This window comes from Pseudomonas sp. Arb-4-2C (assembly GCF_055755015.1).
In genome coordinates this window covers 2899402-2919054 of the sequence record NZ_CM146899.1, presented here as the reverse complement: position 1 = coordinate 2919054, position 19653 = coordinate 2899402, and the positions used below count along the sequence as shown (strand labels likewise).

General features: G+C 58.4%; 13 protein-coding genes. 5 read left to right on the top strand and 8 right to left on the bottom strand.

Going from position 1 to position 19653, the window contains the following annotated elements:
* Positions 1 to 46 precede the first annotated feature (46 nt).
* From AC0J41_RS12975 to AC0J41_RS12950, 6 genes are all read right to left on the bottom strand, one after another.
* Entirely contained in the window at positions 47 to 1357 is a 1311-nt protein-coding gene (locus tag AC0J41_RS12975; RefSeq protein ID WP_473015842.1) for an ABC transporter substrate-binding protein, read from the bottom strand.
* A gap of 332 nt (positions 1358 to 1689) precedes the next feature.
* Positions 1690 to 2595 (bottom strand): AraC family transcriptional regulator, encoded by a 906-nt coding sequence (locus AC0J41_RS12970; RefSeq protein WP_473015841.1) that lies wholly within the window; start codon positions 2593 to 2595, stop codon positions 1690 to 1692.
* Between the two features lie 67 nt (positions 2596 to 2662).
* On the bottom strand, positions 2663 to 3532 hold the full coding sequence (locus AC0J41_RS12965; protein ID WP_473015840.1) for a PI-PLC domain-containing protein: 870 nt from the start codon (positions 3530 to 3532) through the stop codon (positions 2663 to 2665).
* A gap of 147 nt (positions 3533 to 3679) precedes the next feature.
* A complete protein-coding gene (locus AC0J41_RS12960) occupies positions 3680 to 4972 on the bottom strand; it encodes a glycosyltransferase (RefSeq protein ID WP_473015839.1) in 1293 nt (430 codons plus the stop codon).
* A 100-nt stretch (positions 4973 to 5072) separates the two neighbouring features.
* Complete coding sequence (locus AC0J41_RS12955) at positions 5073 to 8831, bottom strand: hypothetical protein (protein WP_473015838.1); 3759 nt, start codon at positions 8829 to 8831, stop codon at positions 5073 to 5075.
* 165 nt (positions 8832 to 8996) lie between these two features.
* A complete protein-coding gene (locus AC0J41_RS12950; RefSeq protein WP_473015837.1) occupies positions 8997 to 9359 on the bottom strand; it encodes a response regulator in 363 nt (120 codons plus the stop codon).
* 262 nt (positions 9360 to 9621) lie between these two features.
* Between AC0J41_RS12950 and AC0J41_RS12945 the strand changes: the two genes are divergently transcribed.
* Genes AC0J41_RS12945 through AC0J41_RS12925 form a run of 5 tightly spaced genes read left to right on the top strand, consistent with a single transcriptional unit; the run spans position 9622 to position 16172 of the window.
* Positions 9622 to 13119, top strand: coding sequence for a response regulator (locus AC0J41_RS12945; protein ID WP_473015836.1), 3498 nt, complete (start codon positions 9622 to 9624; stop codon positions 13117 to 13119).
* A complete protein-coding gene (locus AC0J41_RS12940; protein ID WP_473015835.1) occupies positions 13119 to 13952 on the top strand; it encodes a CheR family methyltransferase in 834 nt (277 codons plus the stop codon). Before AC0J41_RS12945 ends, AC0J41_RS12940 begins: the two co-directional genes overlap by 1 nt.
* Positions 13949 to 14542 carry a chemotaxis protein CheB gene (locus AC0J41_RS12935; RefSeq protein ID WP_025109599.1) on the top strand — a complete coding sequence of 198 codons (594 nt, stop codon included), beginning with the start codon at positions 13949 to 13951 and terminating at the stop codon, positions 14540 to 14542. Before AC0J41_RS12940 ends, AC0J41_RS12935 begins: the two co-directional genes overlap by 4 nt.
* Positions 14536 to 15750: a hybrid sensor histidine kinase/response regulator gene (locus AC0J41_RS12930; RefSeq protein ID WP_025109600.1), complete on the top strand. Its 1215-nt coding sequence runs from the start codon at positions 14536 to 14538 to the stop codon at positions 15748 to 15750. Before AC0J41_RS12935 ends, AC0J41_RS12930 begins: the two co-directional genes overlap by 7 nt.
* A 44-nt stretch (positions 15751 to 15794) precedes the next feature.
* Positions 15795 to 16172 carry a response regulator gene (locus AC0J41_RS12925; protein ID WP_473015998.1) on the top strand — a complete coding sequence of 126 codons (378 nt, stop codon included), beginning with the start codon at positions 15795 to 15797 and terminating at the stop codon, positions 16170 to 16172.
* Between the two features lie 200 nt (positions 16173 to 16372).
* Here the strand turns inward: AC0J41_RS12925 and AC0J41_RS12920 are convergent, their stop codons facing one another.
* Positions 16373 to 18043: an ATP-binding protein gene (locus tag AC0J41_RS12920; protein WP_473015834.1), complete on the bottom strand. Its 1671-nt coding sequence runs from the start codon at positions 18041 to 18043 to the stop codon at positions 16373 to 16375.
* Positions 18040 to 19542, bottom strand: a complete 1503-nt coding sequence (locus AC0J41_RS12915; protein ID WP_473015833.1) for an ATPase domain-containing protein — start codon at positions 19540 to 19542, stop codon at positions 18040 to 18042. The genes AC0J41_RS12920 and AC0J41_RS12915 overlap by 4 nt, the downstream gene beginning before the upstream one ends.
* Between the last annotated feature and the right edge of the window lie 111 nt (positions 19543 to 19653).

The following is a 19653-nucleotide window of genomic DNA, read 5'->3' as shown; positions in this document are numbered from 1 at the left end:
CGCGAGCAAGCCCGTTCCCACAGAAGTCAGGAACGAGCTTTGCGGGTTACTTGGGATAACCGGCGCGCTTCATCTCGCGTTCGGTGGTTTGCTGTGCGGCAGCCAGGGCTTGATCGACTGTGGTCTGGCCGATCAGCGCCGCCGAGAACAGCTTGCCGACCTGGGTACCCACGCCCTGGAACTCGGGAATGGTCACCAGTTGAATGCCGATGTAAGGCACCGGTTTCAGCGTCGGCTTGCTCGGGTCGGCCGCTTTCAGCGATTCCAGCGTGACCTTGGCGAACGGCGCGGCCGTCATGTAGGCATCGCTGTAGGTCGAGGCGCGAGTGCCTGGTGGCACGTTGGCGATGCCGTCAGTCTTGGCCACCAGTGCGCCGTATTCTCTGGACGTGGCCCAGGCGCTGAATGCTTTCGCGGCGTCTTTGGCTTTGGAGCTGGTCGGAATCGCCAAAGCCCACGAATACAGCCACGCTGAACCTTTATCGGTGACCTGATGGGGTGCAAAAGTGAAGCCGACATGATCGGCGACTTTGCTCTGGGTCTTGTCGGTCACGAACGAACCGGCGACGCTGGCGTCGACCCAGATTGCACACTTGCCGCTGTTGAACAGGGCGAGGTTTTCATTGAAGCCGTTGCTCGATGCGCCCGGCGGGCCGGATTTCTTCATGGTGTCGACGTAGAAGTTCAGCGCGTTTTTCCATTCGGGTCCGTTGAATTCCGGCTGCCATTTCTCATCGAACCAGCGCGCGCCATAGGCGTTGGCGACGGTGGTGATCAGCGCCATGTTCTCGCCCCAACCGGCCTTGCCGCGCAGGCAGATGCCGTACTGCTCTTTATCCTTGTCAGTGAGCTTCTCGGCGAACCCGGCGATCTGCTCCCACGTCGGGCGCTCGGGCATGGTCAGCCCGGCATCCTTGAACAGGTCGGTGCGGTAGTAGGTGATCGAGCTTTCGGCGTAGAACGGCAACGCATACAGCGAGCCCTTGACCGAGAGGCCTTCGCGCACCGAAGGGAACACATCATCAAGCGCGTAGCTGGCGGGCAGATCCTTCATCGGTTCCAGCCAGCCCTTGGCACCCCAGAGTGCCGCTTCGTACATGCCGATGGTCAACACGTCGAATTGACCGCCCTGGGTGGCGATATCGGTGGTCAGGCGCTGGCGCAGGACGTTTTCTTCCAGCACCACCCAATTGAGCTTGATGTCCGGATGCTCGGTCTCGAAGGTTTTCGAGAGCTTTTGCATGCGGATCATGTCGCTGTTGTTGACGGTGGCGATGGTCAGGGTCTGGGCGCCAAGGCTGACGCTGCTGAGGGTCATGCAGGTGAGGGCAAGCAGAGCTTTTGCAGTGGGTTGCATCGTGCACTCCTTTTCTGCACCCGGCGGGTGGCAGAAGGACAGTTATTGTTTTTGTGTCTTCCGAATGCAGGAAGAATCTGTGCTGATTACAGCCCTCAATCGACAGACTGACAAATCATCCGTCGCACTCAAATCAATACTTTTTTGCACTGGGGATTGCTGGGGTTAACGCAGGGAAGGGCTTTTCAGCGGGGAAAGGTTGGCGAATGTGTACAGGTTTCATCCAAGACTGTAGGAGTGAGCCTGCTCGCGAATACGGTGTGTCAGCGACATATTTGCCAACTGATCCTCCGCCTTCGCGAGCAGGCTCGCTCCCACAGGGGAATTGTGCGTCAACCGAGGTTCTGTTCGGTCAGGCGTTGTACGGCGAGGCGCCGATAGTGCGACGGCGTCATGCCCTTGAGCTGCTGAAAGCGTCGATTGAAATTGGAAATGTTGTTGAACCCCGACTCGAAACACACGTCGGTCACCGGTTTGTCGCCATCGGCCAACAGTTCACAGGATTTGCTGATGCGCAGGCGATTGACGAACTCGATGAAGTTACGTCCAGTGGCCTGCTTGAACACGCGACTGAAATAGGTCGGCTTCATCCCCAGATGCTCGGCGACTTCTTCCAGCGTCAACTCGCGGGCGTAGTGAGTGAAGATGAAGTCGACGGCGCGGTTGGTGCGGTCAATGTTGTGTTCGTCGGCCAGTTGCGTATTGGTAGCGCCGGACAGCAGTTGATAGTCGTCAGTCGCCGCCAGCAGTTCCATCAGAATGAAAAAGTGCCCCAGGCGGGTGATGCCACGGGTGTCGGCAATTTGCTGCATCAGGGCCATGGCCTGACGGATTGTGTCTTTGTCACGAAATTCGATCCCGTACTGCGCACGCTCCAGCAGCGGCGTCAGGCTCTTCAGTTCGGCAAACACCTGATGACCGCTGTCGAACAACTCGTCGGTGAAGTTCACCAGCATGTCGCGCTTTTCCACCACCTCGTCTTCGGCCACCTGGCTGATCCAGTTGTGCGGCAGATTGGGGCCGGTAAGAAACAGCGTTTGCGGATAGAAGTTGCCGATGTAATCGCCGATGAACACTTTGCCGGAGCTGGCGACAATCAGGTGCAACTCGTATTCCTTATGGAAATGCCAGCGCACCAGCGGGCACGGGAAACCGTGCTGACGGTAGATGATGGACAACCCGTTATGGTCGTCCATCAGCTCGTAGGAGGGGTCCGTGATTCTGGTTGCCCGAGTCATGTCCGATGCGTTCTGTTGTTATGTCGGGTGTTCATCATGCACGCCCGCCACCGACAGTTCCAGCGCCTCAGCCGCGGGCTTTCCTCAGCCCTTTGGCGTGGTTGATCTGCTGGCAATAGTCGGGCAGCCGAGTGGCACCGACGAAGTCGGCATTGATAATGCTGCACTTCGGTGCCCATCCCGATTCCGGGCCAAACCATTGATTGAGCTCGTTGGTAATGCGCTTGACGCCGGCCAGTTCGCCGTAGCTGGTGGCCGATAATGACCACAGGCTGCCGGGTACCGGAGGGTTGGCCAGGGTTCGCGTGATGTGTTGCTGCAGTTGCTGGGGAGAAGTGATGTCTGTGCCGCTCCAGTGATGGCGGATCTTCGGCCAGTACAGCGGCGAATTGAACTCGGGATGCCAATCACTTGCCAGCACCACTCGTTGTAACGGACTGGCTCTTTTAAGTTGTTCAAGTGTCAGGTGACGGTTGTGTTCGGGGATCAGCCGCGGCGCCAGTTCAGTCATGATGGCTTCATGGAAACCCTTGTAGTCAAAGGGTTGATCGTCGACACCCTTGAGTTCATGAATGTCGAGGATGATGAACTCGTCTCGATGTTCAGTGAGGAATACGTCCAGGCTTCTGAACAGTTCACTGAGGGCGCGCCCGCGGAACAGTTTAAGGCCATGGAAGGTATGAAACTTTTTTACCCCCAGCCAATGTTCATCCGAATGCAGGCGCAAGTCGAAAGCGCGGATGCCTTCGCTGAGTTGCTGAATGAAAGGACCCTCCTGACAGACAAACCAGTGAGTGGCGAGCTGGAGGTAGGCGGGATAGGAAAAATCGTGATCCAGCCCGGAGTTATGGGCTCCGGGCCAAACCACTTCGCCGATTGTCAGTTGGCTGATAGCCGGCGAAGTTGTCATCCAGTTTTTGTAAGGGTAGTTGTTCATGGCGCATTCCGTTGCAGATAAGTTGAGTTGTCGCTGATCAGTTAAATAATGAGATCAGATCGAAAGCATTCTTGGCTGCAGTCGGAATAAGTACAAGGCAATACTGTTTTCAATGTATTGGCAATGTACGATTGCAATTATAAATAATTAGTTTGTCTGGTTTTTCGCTTCGATCCATTGCGACATGTACTGCGTGCTTTTATGCAAGTGATGGCGCAACATGCCGCCGGTAAAGTTGTTGCGTCGCAACGCTGACAAGTTGTCGCGGCAATCCTGTAAACGTCCGATCAATGCCGGCCCATGGTCGCGCTGCCGGTATCGCTCGTTCAACAAAGTGACGCCGGCCTGTTGCGCACCCGTCCAGTGCAACTTGTCTTCGTGCAGTTTGACTGCCGCATCGGCCAGCGCCTGGGCCGACAGTGCCACGTCACCGGGCCATGGCAGCGCTCCGCTCATGCCTTCTGCGCCGATGGGTGTGGTGACGTTGGGGGTGCCACAGAGCATGGCGTCGACGATTTTGCCCTTGATTCCCGCGCCGAAACGCAAGGGCGCCAGGCAAACCCGAGCCTGCGACATCACTTGCAGCGCATCTTCAGCCCAGTTCATCACGTGAAAGCCCTGCGCCGCATTGTGCAAGGCGGTGGCCTTGGGGGGCGTGTAGGCGCCGTAGACATGCAGTTGGGCACCGGGCAATTGCTGACGGATAAGCGGCCAGACAGCGGTCTTCATCCATAGCACCGCGTCCCAGTTCGGCGCGTGGCGGAAATTGCCGATGCTCAGAAAGTGCGCCCGGTCCTCGAATGGCACAAAGGTGCCACGCGGCGGTTCGAGCATCAGCGGGCACCAGTGCAGCAGATCGCGGGGCATCCGGAACTGCTCGATCAATAGCTGGATTTCCACTTCGGAAATCATCAGGTTGAGGTCGCAACGATACAGTGCAGCGATTTCCCGCTTGGCCAGGTCGGTGTCGGCCATCAACGCGAACTCTTCAGCTAGCGCCGGGGCGAACAGCGCCGTGAAGTCCTGATTGTCCGGATCGTCCTTCAACCGCTCCTTGAGCCGCTGGTGACGGGCGTGTCGCAGGCTTTGCAGGTCGGATGTCTCCAATACCCGCAAAGCGTTCGGGCAATGTTTCTCAACGCGCCAGCCGAACTGTTCTTCCATCATGAACTGATCGAACAAGACGATATCCGGGGCCAGTTCACTGACGAAAGCGTCGAAGCTGCTGCTATTGAGTTCTATAGGCACTTCGCGGATGCCCAACTCGGCCAGGTCGGCCTTGTGTTCGCCGGGGCCGGCGGGACTGCTGAAGGTGATCTCCCAGCCTTGCTGCAGGAAGGTCTCGAGGATCTGCATGACATGGCCGCTGGCCGCCGAGGACTTGGGTTCCGGCCACACGTAGCCGATGACCAGAACTTTGGTGGCAGGGAGCTGACTCATGATGTGGATCCTTGATGCGCGGGCGCGGGGCCTGGAAAAAAGCGCAATTAAACCACACCGCTTGCCGGTGCCGCGCAAGGATCGCGGCACCGGCAATGGGTCAAACCGGGTTTAGGTGCACCAGCACCTCCCAGCCGATGCGCTGGTTGGTTTTTTGTTCGATTGCCTTTTTCATCACTGTGATGTTCTGTAAATACATGTCCTTGTCATGGGGCAGTTGGTTGAGCAATGAGGTGGTCAGCATGAATGACTCGGCATTGTCGAAAGGGCTCGCCGGTTGGAGCGTGTCGAGGTCTTTGATATGTCCCGCTGCCAAGTCGAGCAACTCTCTGACATCCAGCCGTTGATAGTTGCCCTGGCGACCGGATGCCGGGGTACGGGCGTAGGCATGGTCCATGGTGTCGGGCGCTCCGTGAAAAAGCTCATGTATCAGATCGTCCGCCAGCACATCGTGACTGTAACCCTCTTCTCGGAACTGGCTGTGGAACTCGTCCGTATAGATATTCATGAATTTTTTCTTGCTCGCTTCACCCGGCGGTAAAGCCACCCACTCTTTGTAATAAATCTGATTCAGTGAGGCGAGGGACGATCCTTTGGCCTTGGCGATGGAAAAATTATCGGGCGTGACCTTCGAAAAATCACTTTTGACGTTCTGAAGATGACCGAGAAGTCTGGCTCTGGCGTTTGCCGAGTTATCGCCCATGAGCAGTTTCACCGCGTGGCCCGAATCTGTTGTAAAGCTCGGATCCGTCAGCGCTCGGATTGCAGTGTCAATTTTGTTTCGGGAAACCGGCAGAGCGTCCTTGAGCAGCTTCCGGGTGTAGCTGGCCGGCATCAACCTATCCAGGTTGAACAGGTGCCATAGCTTGTGCGGCTTGAAGTGGTGGAGCCTCGGCCCCCAAGGTTTACCTTGGCGACTGAGTGCATACCATTGTCCGTTGTGGCGAATGCCCCAGATGCTGAAAAGGTCTGCCGAGGCAGGCGTCTGACGCCATTTGCCAAGCCGAACCAGTTCAGGATCGACCACCGTGCGCAGGCCACCATACGGTGCGCTCCCGGTCAGTTTGCGCAAATCAGAAACAGCGGTTAACAGTGTGGTGTTGTGGTGAAAACGGTGGACGCCCCGGTAAAGCAGCTTGGCGCCCCCCCGCAGTAAATCAGGCACGCCGTCAGCGGGATTGAACAAGCCGTTGAGCAACAATATGCCCGCTTTCGCCATACGGGCGGCCTTTGCAGCAGTCGTTCCAGCCTTGGCGGCAATCAGCGCGATTCTGGCCACCACCCCGACCACCAGCACGAGCGTCATGGCAGCTTCGATCACGCACATGCCCAAGCCATCGCGTCGCCGATCCGGATCGTCAGAGCTGAGGTCTTCAATGCAGGATTTGAAAGGCACGACGATGTTGAGAAACGTATCGAATTGCTCTTCGCGGTCCTGACGGCGTTTCTCTAGCCGGGTCTGGCCCCAGCATTCCTTGACCAGTTCATCGTAGGTGGCGATGGGTCGATGTTTCAGCACAAGGTTGGCCAGCCGATCAAACTCACCGGCGTAGAAGCACTCGTAACAGCCTTTGTTTTTGAGGTCCGCAGCACCGGTAACGGCGGGAAGTACCGTGAGCTTTTCAATAACCCCCCAACTGGACGAAACCAGACCTGGAGGGACACCGTGGGTATAGCACTCCAGATCGGTGGGCAGTTGATAGACAGGCTGCGGGGTAAAGTTACGGGACAGACTGTCGAAGAAATGCTCACGCGCCGGCAGTTTCAAAAGACCTTTGTCCTTGATCAGCTCCGCCAGTTGTGGATTTTCACGGCATTCCCCGTGCAACGTGAACAACTCGTAGCAATAAAGCCGGTTTTCGTACTCGCTGCACATCCCCACGCCATAGCGCCCTGTTGCGGCGTCCTTGTCTTTCTGGTTTTCAAGAAAAATCAGGTCACGCAGATCGCCGGGTGGGGAGATGATCGTCGCAATAGGGTCCGGCAGCCCGGGTGAGGCGACTGATGGACGTAAGGTGAAGCAACTCACCTTGCCCCGCAGCAGCCGCGTGCGATCAACCAGCGGCAGGGACGACAGCGTCAGTTTCAACTGCGTTGCCATTGAGTCGGTGTAAGTGACATAGGCCCGGTTGAACTGCAGACGAAAGACCTCATCCGGTGGTGCGAGGCGCGATTTCAGGTGCGTAAATTGAGCGTAGACACTGCCTGCGCGTTTCAAGTCCCAGTCGCCCGTCGCCAGGTCGTTGGACATGTGCAGGTCAACCAGAGACATCGCCAATGGTTCGGCATTGACGTCCTGATAGGAAAAATTTCTTTTTTGATAGAGCACGTCCTCGTCCAGATAATCACAATCCGGCGCGGCAAACTCCAGGATGCTCCGCGCGACGGCTTTGCGCGTTGGCAGTGGCACGGACAAGGCTTGCGCCGTTTCAGCGGCTTGCTGCGAGTGGCGTTTGTAGGCGGCCAACGCGGCTTCCAGGGCCTGCTGGGTGGACGCGTTGACCTCGTCCATCGTGACAATGCTGTTGAGTAACGCCCAGTCGATAACAGGGTCCACTGCGGCCAGTGCATTGAGGGTCTGTTGCGGTTCGCTGACCGAGTTGTACTTCATCAATTGCTGGAGTCGGGCATACGTCAGGGTGCGCGATGATCCGGGGGCGTTGAGCTCGACGACGGACACGGCGCAGCAGAAATCCACCCATTGTGGTGTACCCAGCAACAGGTCGGCAGGCAGATCCCTCACCAGAAACTCAGGTGCCGTGCCTGCGAGCAGCAAGTGCGCGGCCAGCGCCACGTTCTGCTCAGAGACGCGATGGTGTCTGACCAGATGCTTTTCCAACCAGGTCTGCACGGAGGCAAAGGATTGTTCGATATGGTCGGCCGTGTAGAGATTGAAGCCCAGAACGTGGTTGCGCGGTTCCGGCTCGCCAACGCTCGGGTGCAGGTCCAGCAGCACTGCCGTCAACAGCACCTGATGCAGTTGCTCATCGGCCATCGGCTCATTCTCATGGACGCCGTACCAGTCCAGATCCTTGATGTACCCCCTGGCCCAGATAACGCCGATCGGACTCGAGACGATCTTTTGCAGAACATCACTCGCTTCTGTGCGCTGAAATGGGAAGTTGCGCCCGCCGACCACGGCGCCCGACAGCATCTCCAACAAGGACTCACCACCCGTGTAGCGTTTGGTCAGTGCGCGGATCTGCGAACACTGTTCCGGGGTCAACAGGGCCGTACTGTCGGCGGTTGCCAAGAGCATTTCCCGGTAATTACCGCTCGGCGGACTTGCCGGGTATTCAAGTTGCAGGAAGCCAAGGAGCGTTTGTGCATCTGCAGCGGTCTGCGGAATGCTGTAACGATGAAACTTCAACCATTGCACCAGTTCGATGCGCTCACTCGAAGTAATCGTACCGCCGGTCAAAGTTGCCATCTCGATCAATACGACAGCGTCCTCAATCAAATCGGCATTGGGCAGGGCCGTATGACTGAAAGTTTGACGACGCCCTGCAGTTTCAATAATGATTTCGCCTTGCCCGGTCATGTGTAGTACCGAGTGGCCGGTCAGCCTGAGTTTGGCCAGAAACGCCTGAAAGTCGGGTTTTTTTTCAAACTTTTTCAGGCTGGCGATACCCGGCTGGAGCGCACGCTCAAGTGACGAACCGGATTCAAGCGTGAGGCTCGAGCCCTCAAGGTTTACCGGGTCTTGAGGCGCTATGTGGGCCGTGCGTTGCTGTAAGTTGTAAATGACTTCCAGGCGTTCGCGATGGTCGCCGGTATGGCGTGTATCTTTGTAAGGAATGGCCGTGAACGGCCGGGACAGCAACCTGTGAAAGTTGTTTTTAAAGTTCGCATCACTCATATCAAATCCATTTGAGGCTTGGTTTAAAGTGATGCGAATCTAGGTGAGGTGTTTTTAAACAACAACGTATAGAGTGTGTGGGGCTGTTGCTCTTGTGGCTCAGTTGTCACTGCGCAGTGAGGCTTGAATTCGTGGTGGTTGGGCGCTGTTGCGTTACAGCGATTATTAGTTGCCCAGAACCTGTTTTACTTTGTCACGTAGTTGATCAATGGAAAACGGCTTGCCAATGACGTGCATGTCGGCAGGCACATCAATATTTTCGGCATAACCGCTGGCAAACAGAATGGGCAGGGTGGGTCGCAGTGCCCGCGCCTGATTCGCCAGTTCACGACCATCAATGTCCGGCAGGCCGAAATCGGTCATCATCAAATCGATCGTGCGGCTTTCGTCCTTGAGCGTCTCAAGCGCCTGCTCGCCGTCGGCCGCCTCCAGCACAGTGAATTCCAGCTCCTCCAGCACATCGACGATGAGCATGCGCACGATGTCGTCGTCTTCTACTACAAGGATGGTGGGCGCTGGGGTGGACATAGTGAAAGCTCTCAAGAAGTGAATTCGGGGACGGCGACCGGTCGAAAATGCCGGGCTCTTGCATGAGTAAGTGGCGCATAGCCACAAGTTCCCGATTCGATAGAAAAAAGATTAGCTGCAATCCGGGCGGCAAGGATAACTGTTGGCTGATCGGGAAGCGCAGCAAAAGTAGGAAATTGCCGGAAAACCTGTGAGAAAAATGGATCCATGCCGTCGTTTTGGGGCAAACTCCCGGGTTTCGACCGTTCGACAAGGCCGCCCCATGTCCACTCCGTCTACAGTAGATGAAACACGGTTTCGCAAACTCCTGACCCGCAACATCGCGCTGCCATTGGGCGTTGGTGCGATCAGTGCCGTGTTTTTCGTGGCGCTGATCACTTATCTGCTGTCCGTGATTCAGTGGGTGGAGCACACCGACCGGGTGATCAATAACGCCAATGAGGCGGTGAAACTCACCGTGGATCTGGAAACCGGCATGCGCGGCTTTCTGCTCAGCGGTGACGAGCACTTCCTCGACCCGTATGAAACCGCCAAACCTCGGATCAACGTAGCACTCAATACCTTGCTCGAACTGACCGCCGACAACCCGGTGCAGACCGACCGTTTGCGGCGTTTGCAGGCGTTGCAGACCGAGTGGAGCAACTATGCGCAATCGATGATCGATCTGCAGCGCTCCAGCGGTGACTATAAAGCCGCAGTCAAGGCCGGACGCGGCAAGCGCCTGACTGATGAAATCCGCAAACAGTTCGAAGATGTGATCGACATGGAGCAGCAGTTGCGCACCACGCGTAACGAAGATGTGCGCCGTACCACGATCTGGAGCATTTCTCTTTATCTGCTGTTTATTGCCGGCATCAGCGGTTTGCTGGCGTATATCGGGCGGCGTGATCTGGTCAGTCTGTCTGACAGCTACAGCGCCAACCTGGCCGCGCAGCAAGCCAGCGCCGAGCGTCTGGAGCGTCAGGCATGGATGCGCAGCGGTCAGACCGAATTGGCGGAACAGGTGCTGGGGCAACTGACGCTCAATCTGCTGGGGCGCAACATCTTGCAGTTCTGCGCGCAGTACCTGGGCACCGCAGTGGCGGCGCTGTATGTGCGCGAAGAGCACGGTGGCCTGAAGCGGGTGGCGTCTTACGGATTTTCCCGCGAGCAGGAAGAACAGGATCAGTCGATCTACAGCGGCGAAGGCATTGTCGGTCAGGTGGTTCAGCAGGGCCGTCTGATTCGTCTGGATTCGGTGCCGTCGGACTACTTCAAGGTCAGCTCCGGTCTGGGCGAAGGCCTGCCGCACAGTGTGCTGGTGGTGCCGACCAGTGATGACGAGCGGGTCAACGGCGTGATCGAACTGGGCTTCCTGCGCCCGCTGACTCAGCGCGACGTTGAATTGCTCGAGCTGATTGCCGGCAACATCGGCACCTCGATCGAGGCGGCGCGCTATCGCCAGCGTCTGCAGGAAGTGCTGGCCGAAACCCAGCAGCTCAACGAAGAGTTGCAGGTGCAGCAGGAAGAACTCAAGACCGCCAACGAAGAGCTGGAAGAGCAGTCGCGAATTCTCAAGGAGTCCCAGGCGCATCTGGAAACTCAGCAGGTCGAGCTGGAACAGACCAACGAGCAACTGGCGGAACAGGCGCAGACCCTGGCCGAGCAACGCGACGCCATGGACCTGAAGAACACCGAGCTCAATCAGGTGCAGGTGCAGCTCGAGGAGCGCGCCGAAGAGCTGCAGCGTTCGAGCAAGTACAAGTCCGAGTTCCTCGCCAACATGTCCCACGAACTGCGCACGCCGTTGAACAGTTCGCTGATCCTGGCCAAGTTGCTGGCGGAGAACCCGCAGGACAATTTGAGCGCCGAGCAGGTCAAGTTCGCCGAATCGATCTATTCCGCCGGCAACGACCTGCTGAACCTGATCAACGACATTCTCGACATTTCCAAGGTCGAGGCCGGCAAGCTCGAAGTAATCCCGGAAAACACCAGCGTCGCGCGCCTGGCGGACGGCCTGCGCAGCGTGTTCGAACCGCTGGCGGCGGACAAGCAACTGACGTTCAGCGTCGATCTGCAACCGGGTGCGCCGGCCATGCTGTTCACCGATCGCCAACGTCTGGAACAGGTGATCAAGAACCTGCTGTCCAACGCCGTGAAGTTCACCGAGAAAGGTACGGTCAGCCTGACCATCAGCGGTCAGCCGAACGAGCAGATCGCCTTCATTGTGCGCGACTCGGGCATCGGCATCGCGGCGGACCAGCAGGAAAGCATCTTCGAAGCGTTCCGTCAGGCCGATGGCACCACCAACCGCAAATACGGCGGCACAGGGTTGGGCCTGTCGATCTCGCGGGATCTGGCAGCCTTGCTCGGCGGCTCGATCAGTGTCAGCAGCACGCCGGGGCAGGGCAGCGTGTTCACTCTGGTGTTGCCGCAGCAATACAGCGAACAGGGTGATGCGCCGCGCGCACCGCTGACCTTTACGCCGCCGGCATCGTCCCCGGCACCGCTTGTGACGCCTTCGATCGCCGTGTCGCCAATGGCGCCGGTGCATATCCCGCGCTTCGCCGATGACCGTGGCAAGGCACCGTTCGCCACCCGCTGCATTCTGGTGGTGGAAGACGAGCCGAACTTCGCGCACATTCTTTACGACCTGGCCCACGAGTTGGGCTATCAGTGCCTGGTCGCCCACGGCGCGGATGAAGGCTATGACCTGGCCCGCGAGTTCGTTCCGGACGCGATCCTGCTCGACATGCGCCTGCCGGACCATTCCGGTTTGACCGTGTTGCAGCGTCTGAAGGAACACGCCGAAACCCGGCACATTCCGGTGCACGTGATTTCCGTTGAAGATCGCGTCGAAGCGGCCATGCACATGGGCGCCATCGGCTATGCGGTCAAACCGACCACGCGCGAAGAACTGAAGGATGTATTCGCCCGTCTGGAGGCCAAGCTGACCCAGAAGGTCAAGCGCGTGCTGCTGGTCGAGGATGACGATCTGCAGCGCGAAAGCATTGCCCGCCTGATCGGTGACGACGACATCGAGATCACCGCCGTGGGCTTGGCGCAGGAGGCGCTGGAGAAACTGCGCACGACGATTTATGACTGCATGGTGATCGACCTGAAATTGCCGGACATGCTCGGCAACGATCTGCTCAAGCGCATGTCTACCGAGGATATCTGCTCGTTCCCGCCGGTCATCGTCTACACCGGACGCAACCTGACCCGTGATGAAGAAGCCGAGCTGCGCAAGTATTCGCGCTCGATCATCATCAAGGGCGCGCGCTCACCGGAACGCTTGCTCGATGAGGTGACACTCTTTCTGCACAAAGTCGAATCGCAGTTGTCCCATGAACGGCAGAAGATGCTCAAGACCGCCCGCAGCCGCGACAAGGTCTTCGAAGGCCGCAAGGTGCTGCTGGTGGACGACGATGTGCGCAACATCTTTGCCCTGACCAGTGCGCTGGAGACAAAAGGCGCAGTCGTGGTGATCGGTCGAAATGGCCGTGAGGCGATTGAGAAGTTGAATGAAGTCGAGGACATCGATCTGGTGCTGATGGACGTGATGATGCCGGAGATGGATGGTTTTGAAGCCACCATCGAAATCCGCAAGGATCCGCGCTGGCGCAAACTGCCGATCATTGCGGTGACGGCCAAGGCCATGAAGGACGATCAGGAGCGCTGCCTGCAGGCGGGTGCCAACGATTACCTGGCCAAGCCCATTGACCTGGATCGCCTGTTCTCGTTGATTCGCGTGTGGTTACCGAAGATGGAACGCATTTAGTGGAAAGCAGTCACTCCCTGGAGCGCAACAGCGAAATCGAATTGCGGTTGCTGATCGAGGCTATCTACCTCAAGTACAGCTACGATTTTCGCGATTACTCGGGCGCTTCGATCAAGCGCCGGGTGCAGCACGCCTTGAGCCAGTTCGAATGCGCGACGATTTCGGCGTTGCAGGAGAAAGTCCTGCACGACCCGACCGCGTTCATGCAGTTGCTGCAGTTGCTGACGATTCCGGTCAGCGAGATGTTTCGCGATCCGTCGCACTTCTTGGCGATCCGCAAGGAAGTGGTGCCGCTGCTGCGTACCTATCCGTCGCTGAAGATCTGGATCGCCGGCTGCAGCACCGGTGAGGAGGTCTATTCGATGGCGATTCTGCTACGCGAAGAAGGCCTGCTCGACCGCACAATCATCTACGCCACCGACATCAATCCGCGCTCGCTGGACAAGGCCAAACAGGGGATCTTCTCGATGGAGAACGTTCGTGCCTACACCGCCAATTACCAGCAGGCCGGCGGCCAGCGCTCGTTTGCCGACTACTACACAGCAGCATACGGTTATGCGATTTTCGACAAGAGCCTGTGCGAGAACGTGACCTTCGCCGACCACAGTCTGGCGACTGACAGTGTGTTCTCCGAAACGCAGCTGATTTCCTGCCGCAACGTACTGATCTACTTCAACAAGAAACTTCAGGACCGTGCCTTCGGTCTGTTTCACGAATCGCTGTGCCACCGTGGTTTTCTGGTGCTGGGCAGCAAGGAAACGCTGGATTTTTCCGGCTACTCGAATCAGTTCGAACCGTTGGTCAAACAAGAACGGATCTACCGCAAATTATGAACCATGCCGTGGATTTGCCTCGCGTCGAGGCCATCGTGGTCGGTGCGTCGGCCGGTGGGGTCGAGGCCCTGCTGACGCTGCTCGCGCCGCTGCGCCAGGGTTACGTGCTGCCGATCATTGTCGTGTTGCACCTGCCGGAGGAGCGCCGCAGCCAGTTGGCCGAGGTGTTTGCCCGGCGCCTGATGCTGCCGGTGGAGGAGGCGACGGACAAACAGGACATCGCCCCCGGCACGGTTTATTTCGCCACACCCGGTTATCACCTGTCGGTGGAGCAGGATCGCAGTCTGTCGCTGAGTCTTGAAGACCGCGTGCACCACTCTCGTCCGTCCATCGACTACCTGTTCGAATCCGCCGCTGACGCCTATGGCGAGTCTCTGGCCGCGGTGTTGCTGACCGGGGCCAATCACGATGGCGCTCGGGGCCTGGCGCAAGTCAAGCGGCGCGGCGGACTGACCATCGTTCAGGACCCACAAGATGCACAGGTCGCTACCATGCCTCAGGCTGCGCTGAAAATTCAGCAGCCCGACCATGTCCTACCCATTCACGGCATCGGCCGTCTGCTTGTCGAGCTGGAACGAATCGCATGCTGAGTAATATCCAGGCCAAATTGCTGATCGTCGACGATCTGCCGGAGAACCTGCTGGCTCTCGAAGCACTGATCAAGCGCGAAGACCGCACCGTCTACAAGGCGCTGTCGGCGGACGAAGCACTGTCGCTGTTGTTGCAACACGAGTTCGCCATGGCCATCCTCGACGTACAGATGCCGGGGATGAATGGCTTCGAGCTCGCCGAGTTGATGCGTGGCACCGAAAAAACCAAGAACATCCCGATCATTTTCGTCAGCGCCGCCGGCCGTGAACTGAACTACGCGTTCAAGGGCTACGAGAGCGGGGCGGTGGACTTCCTGCACAAACCGCTGGATATCCACGCGGTGAAGAGCAAGGTCAATGTGTTCGTCGACCTGTACCGCCAGAGCAAGGCCATGAAGCAACAGGTCGAAGCACTGGAGCAGGCCCGCCGCGAGCAGGAAGCGCTGCTGCAGCAATTGCAGAGCACGCAGTTGGAGCTGGAGCAGGCCGTGCGGATGCGCGATGACTTCATGTCAATCGTCGCCCACGAAGTGCGCACGCCGCTCAATGGCCTGATACTCGAAACCCAGTTGCGCAAGATGCACCTGGCGCGGGACAACGCCGCCGCGTTCACCCTCGACAAGATGCACGCGATGGTCGACCGTGATGAGCGCCAGATCAAAAGCCTGATCCGTCTGATCGAAGACATGCTCGACGTCTCGCGGATTCGCACCGGCAAGCTGTCGATCCGGCCGAATCGTTTCGATCTGTCGCAACTGGTGGGCAATCTGCTGCAAAACTTTGCCCAGCAAATCGAAGCGGCCGAGACCGAGGTCAGCTTCACCGCGCCGGAGCCGGTGGAGGGGCATTGGGACGAGTTCCGCATCGAGCAGGTGGTGTCCAATCTGTTGACCAACGCCTTGCGTTACGGTGGTCGCAGCCCGATCCAGGTGCGTGTGTACCGTGAGGGCGACGAGGCGCGGGTCGAGGTTCAGGACCGTGGCATCGGCATCAGTGAAGAGAATCAGAAACGTATTTTTCAGCAGTTCGAGCGGGTTTCCGCCAAGACGGTAGTGGCCGGTCTCGGACTGGGTCTGTTCATTTCCGAGCAGATCGTCGCCGCCCATGGCGGTTCCATCGTCGTCGAGAGTCAAATCAACGAAGGCGCCCTGTTTCGCGTTTGTCTGCCAATCCAGGAAAACGGCACATCCGACGCAACCTCTGAGTGACCGCACGGTCGTATCAGCAGCTATTGACCGAACAAAGGCTTCCCATGAGCGTAGATGCACAAGATGTAGTACTCGTCGTCGAGGACGAACCGGTTATCTTGATGGTCCTGACCGATTATTTGTCAGGGCAGGGGTATCGCGTGCTGCAGGCCGAAAACGGCGAGCAGGCGTTCGAGATTCTCGCGAGCAAGCCGCATCTGGACATGTTGATCACCGATTTTCGCTTGCCGGGCGGTATCTCCGGCGTGCAGATCGCCGAACCGGCGGTCAAGCTGCGCCCCGACCTGAAGGTGATTTTCATCAGCGGCTATCCGCAGGAAATCCGCGAGACCGGCAGCCCGATCACGCAGAGGGCGCCGATCCTGGAAAAACCGTTCGATCTGGACGTTTTGCAGGAAAAGATTCAGGAGCTGCTAGCCTGATAACGCTGTCATGGGATCAACTGATTCAGTGATAGAGCGGATGGACGCCGCAGGATCACGCATTTCATTGTCTGTGCTCCCCCAGTGAGATTCGCCCCGGATAACGGGGCGATGTACCTTCAGGAGATTAAGCGCTGACTTGCGTTGCTAAATAGCTGTCAGAGTTGACAGATAACTGCGTCGGATTTGGCCAGTAAATGTCATGCACGGATCATTTCGCGCACTTTCGCCGTCAGCAGATCGAACGTGAACGGCTTGGTGATCATCTGCATCCCCGGGTCGAGAAACCCACCGCGTACCGCTGCGTGCTCGGCATAACCGGTGATGAACAGTACTTTCAGCCCCGGTCGGTATTGCCGGCCGATTTCTGCCAGTTGGCGGCCGTTCATGCCGGGCAGGCCGACGTCACTGATCAGCAGATCAATGCGCTGCGCCGAGTTGAGGATTGGCACCGCGCCGTCGGCATCGCTGGCCTCGACAAACGCATAACCCAACTCGCTGAGCACCGCGCTGACCAGTACGCGCACGGCGGGATCGTCTTCGACAATCAGCACGGTTTCGCCATCCAGCGCGTCCGGGGCCTGCTGGATATCGGATACCGGATGGTCCAGTTCTTCGCCACGAAAACGTGGCAGGTACAGTTTGACCGTGGTGCCCTGATCAATTTCGCTGTCGATCGAGACATGGCCACGGGACTGTTTGCTGAAGCCATAAATCATCGACAAGCCCAGCCCGGTGCCCTGGCCGATCGGCTTGGTGGTGAAAAACGGATCGAACGCGCGGTTGATCACGCTCTGCGGCATGCCACTGCCGTTATCAGTGACGCTGAGCATCACATAATCGCCGGGTTCGAGGTTGCTGTAGGCCTCGGTGAACTCCGGTGCAAGCACATGGTTACTGGTCTCGACCACCAGTTTGCCGCCATCGGGCATCGCGTCGCGGGCGTTGAGCACTAGGTTGAGCAAGGCACTTTCCAGTTGATTGGGGTCGGCTTCGGCTACCCACAGTTTGTCGTTCAGGCGCATGTCCAACTGGATGCTTTCGTTGAGGCTGCGTTGCAGCAACTCGCCCATCGACAGCACTAGCGTGTTCATCTGCACGGCTTTGGAATCCAGCGATTGCCGGCGGGAAAAGGCCAGCAAACGGTGAGTCAGACCGGCAGCGCGGTTGGCTGAGGTCACGCCCAGATCAATCAGGCTGTCGAGGTCTTCGGTGCGTCCGCGAGCCAGCCGGCGGCGCAGCAGTTCGAGGCTGCCGATGATCCCGGTCAGCATGTTGTTGAAGTCGTGGGCGATGCCGCCGGTGAGCTGGCCGACCGCTTCCATTTTCTGCGACTGGCGCAACGCTTCTTCATTGTGCCGAAGCTGCGCGGTGCGTTCCTCGACCTGTTGTTCAAGGGTTTCCAGGGTCGATTGCAGGCGACGTTCGCTTTCACTCAGATCGATCAGGCGGTCACGCGCCTCGTACTGTCGTCGTCGCCCGCGCAGTGCGGTGGAGACCAGGCTGATCAGAGTCGCGGGGTGAAACGGCCGCTCAAGGAAAGTGACATTGCCCAGCAATTTGCTCAGGCGCGAGGAGGGGCCTTGTTCCGGCCCTCCGTGGTGGGTCAGCAGGACGATCGGCAGATCCGACCAGGCCGGCTGCTGTTCCAGATACAACAACAGCGTTTCCAGTTCCGGTCCGCGCAGGGCTTCCGCAGCAATCAGCAGGAGGCCCGCACCGGGCTCCAGTTCGGTGCACAGGGCACCGAGATCAGCGGCGATCACCCCACCAAAACCCGCTTCATTGAGAATCATCAGGGCCACCTGGCTGTCACGACCCATGGGCGCCAGAATCAGCGCCCGTTCCGACAGCGGTACGGTGACCGTCACAAGGTTTCTTCCCGCAACAGTGGATTGCTCGCACCGAGATAGGTGGGTACGCCACGCAACACGCCCTGGAAGGCTTCCAGCGGTTCTCCGATCGTCATTCCCTGGCTCGAAATGCGGTATTCACGGATCGTCGATTCGTGGCTGCCGGTGCGTTTCTTGATGATGGAAATGGCCCGGCGAACCTTGCCGATGGCTTCGAAATAGCGCAGCAGGATCACCGTGTCGGCCAGGTAAGTGATATCGACCGGCGCTTGCATGTCGCCCACCAGTCCGTGCTGGGCGACGGTCATGAAGGTCGCCGCACCTTTACGGTTGAGGTACAGCAGCAGCTCGTGCATGTGCAGCACCAGCGCGTTCTCTTCCGGCATCGCGGCCTGATAGCCGTTGATACTGTCGATCACCACGGTCTTGATGTTGCCTTCGTCGACGCAGCGGCGCACCCGGTGGGAGAACTCGCCCGGGGACAGCTCGGCGGCGTCCACTTGTTCGATCAGCAGGTTGCCGGTGGCTTGCAGGGCCTTGAGGTCGATGCCGATGTTTTTCATGCGTTCGAACAGCAAACCCAGTTCTTCATCGAAGATAAACAGCGCGGCTTTTTCACCTCGAGCCACGGCGGCAGCGGCGAAGATCATCGAGATCAGCGATTTCCCGGTCCCCGCCGGGCCGAGAATCAGCGTGCTGGAGCCGGTCTCGATACCGCCGCCGAGCAGGGCATCCATTTCCTTGATTCCGCTGCTAAGTTGCAGACGCGGATAGTCGCTGCGATGTTCGGCGGCCACCAGGCGCGGGAACACATGCACGCCGTCGCCCATGATGGTGAAGTCGTGGAAGCCACCGCGATACTTCTGGCCGCGATACTTGATCACCCGGATGCGTCTGCGCTCGGCGCCATAGTTAGGCGTCAGTTCTTCGAGACGGATCACCCCGTGGGCCACGCTGTGCACGGTTTTGTCGAGGGACTCGGTGGTCAGGTCGTCGAGCAGCACGACGGTGGCGTCATAACGCACGAAGTAATGTTTGATCGCCAGAATCTGCCGACGATAACGCAGCGAGCTCTGCGCCAGCAGGCGAATCTCCGACAGGCTGTCAAGCACCACGCGGGTCGGCTTGAAGCGCTCGACCACTTCGAAAATCTGCTTGGTGGCTTCGCCCAGCTCCAGATCGGAGGAGTACAGCAGGCTTTGCTGATGCTCGGCGTTGAGCAGACTTTCCGGCGGGGTCAGCTCGAAGATTTCGATGTTTTCGTTCAGTTCCCAACCGTGGGACCGTGCGCCCTGGCGCAGCTCACGCTCGGTTTCCGACAGCGTGATGTACAGACAGCGTTCACCGGCACGGGCGCCGGCCAACAGAAAATGCAACGCGACGGTGGTCTTGCCTGTGCCGGGTTCACCCTCGAGCAAAAACACATGGCCCCGGGACAGTCCGCCGGCGAGGATGTCATCCAGGCCGGTGATGCCGGTGGCGGCTTTTGCACTGATCAACTCGTTGGACGTAGACAAAGAATGCCCTCTCATGACTAGGGGAATCGAGGCCGCTGACTGAATTGAACGACCTGAATTACTTGACCCCATGCCTTGATGGCGGTTCCGCTTTTTCTTGCTGGCGAGAGG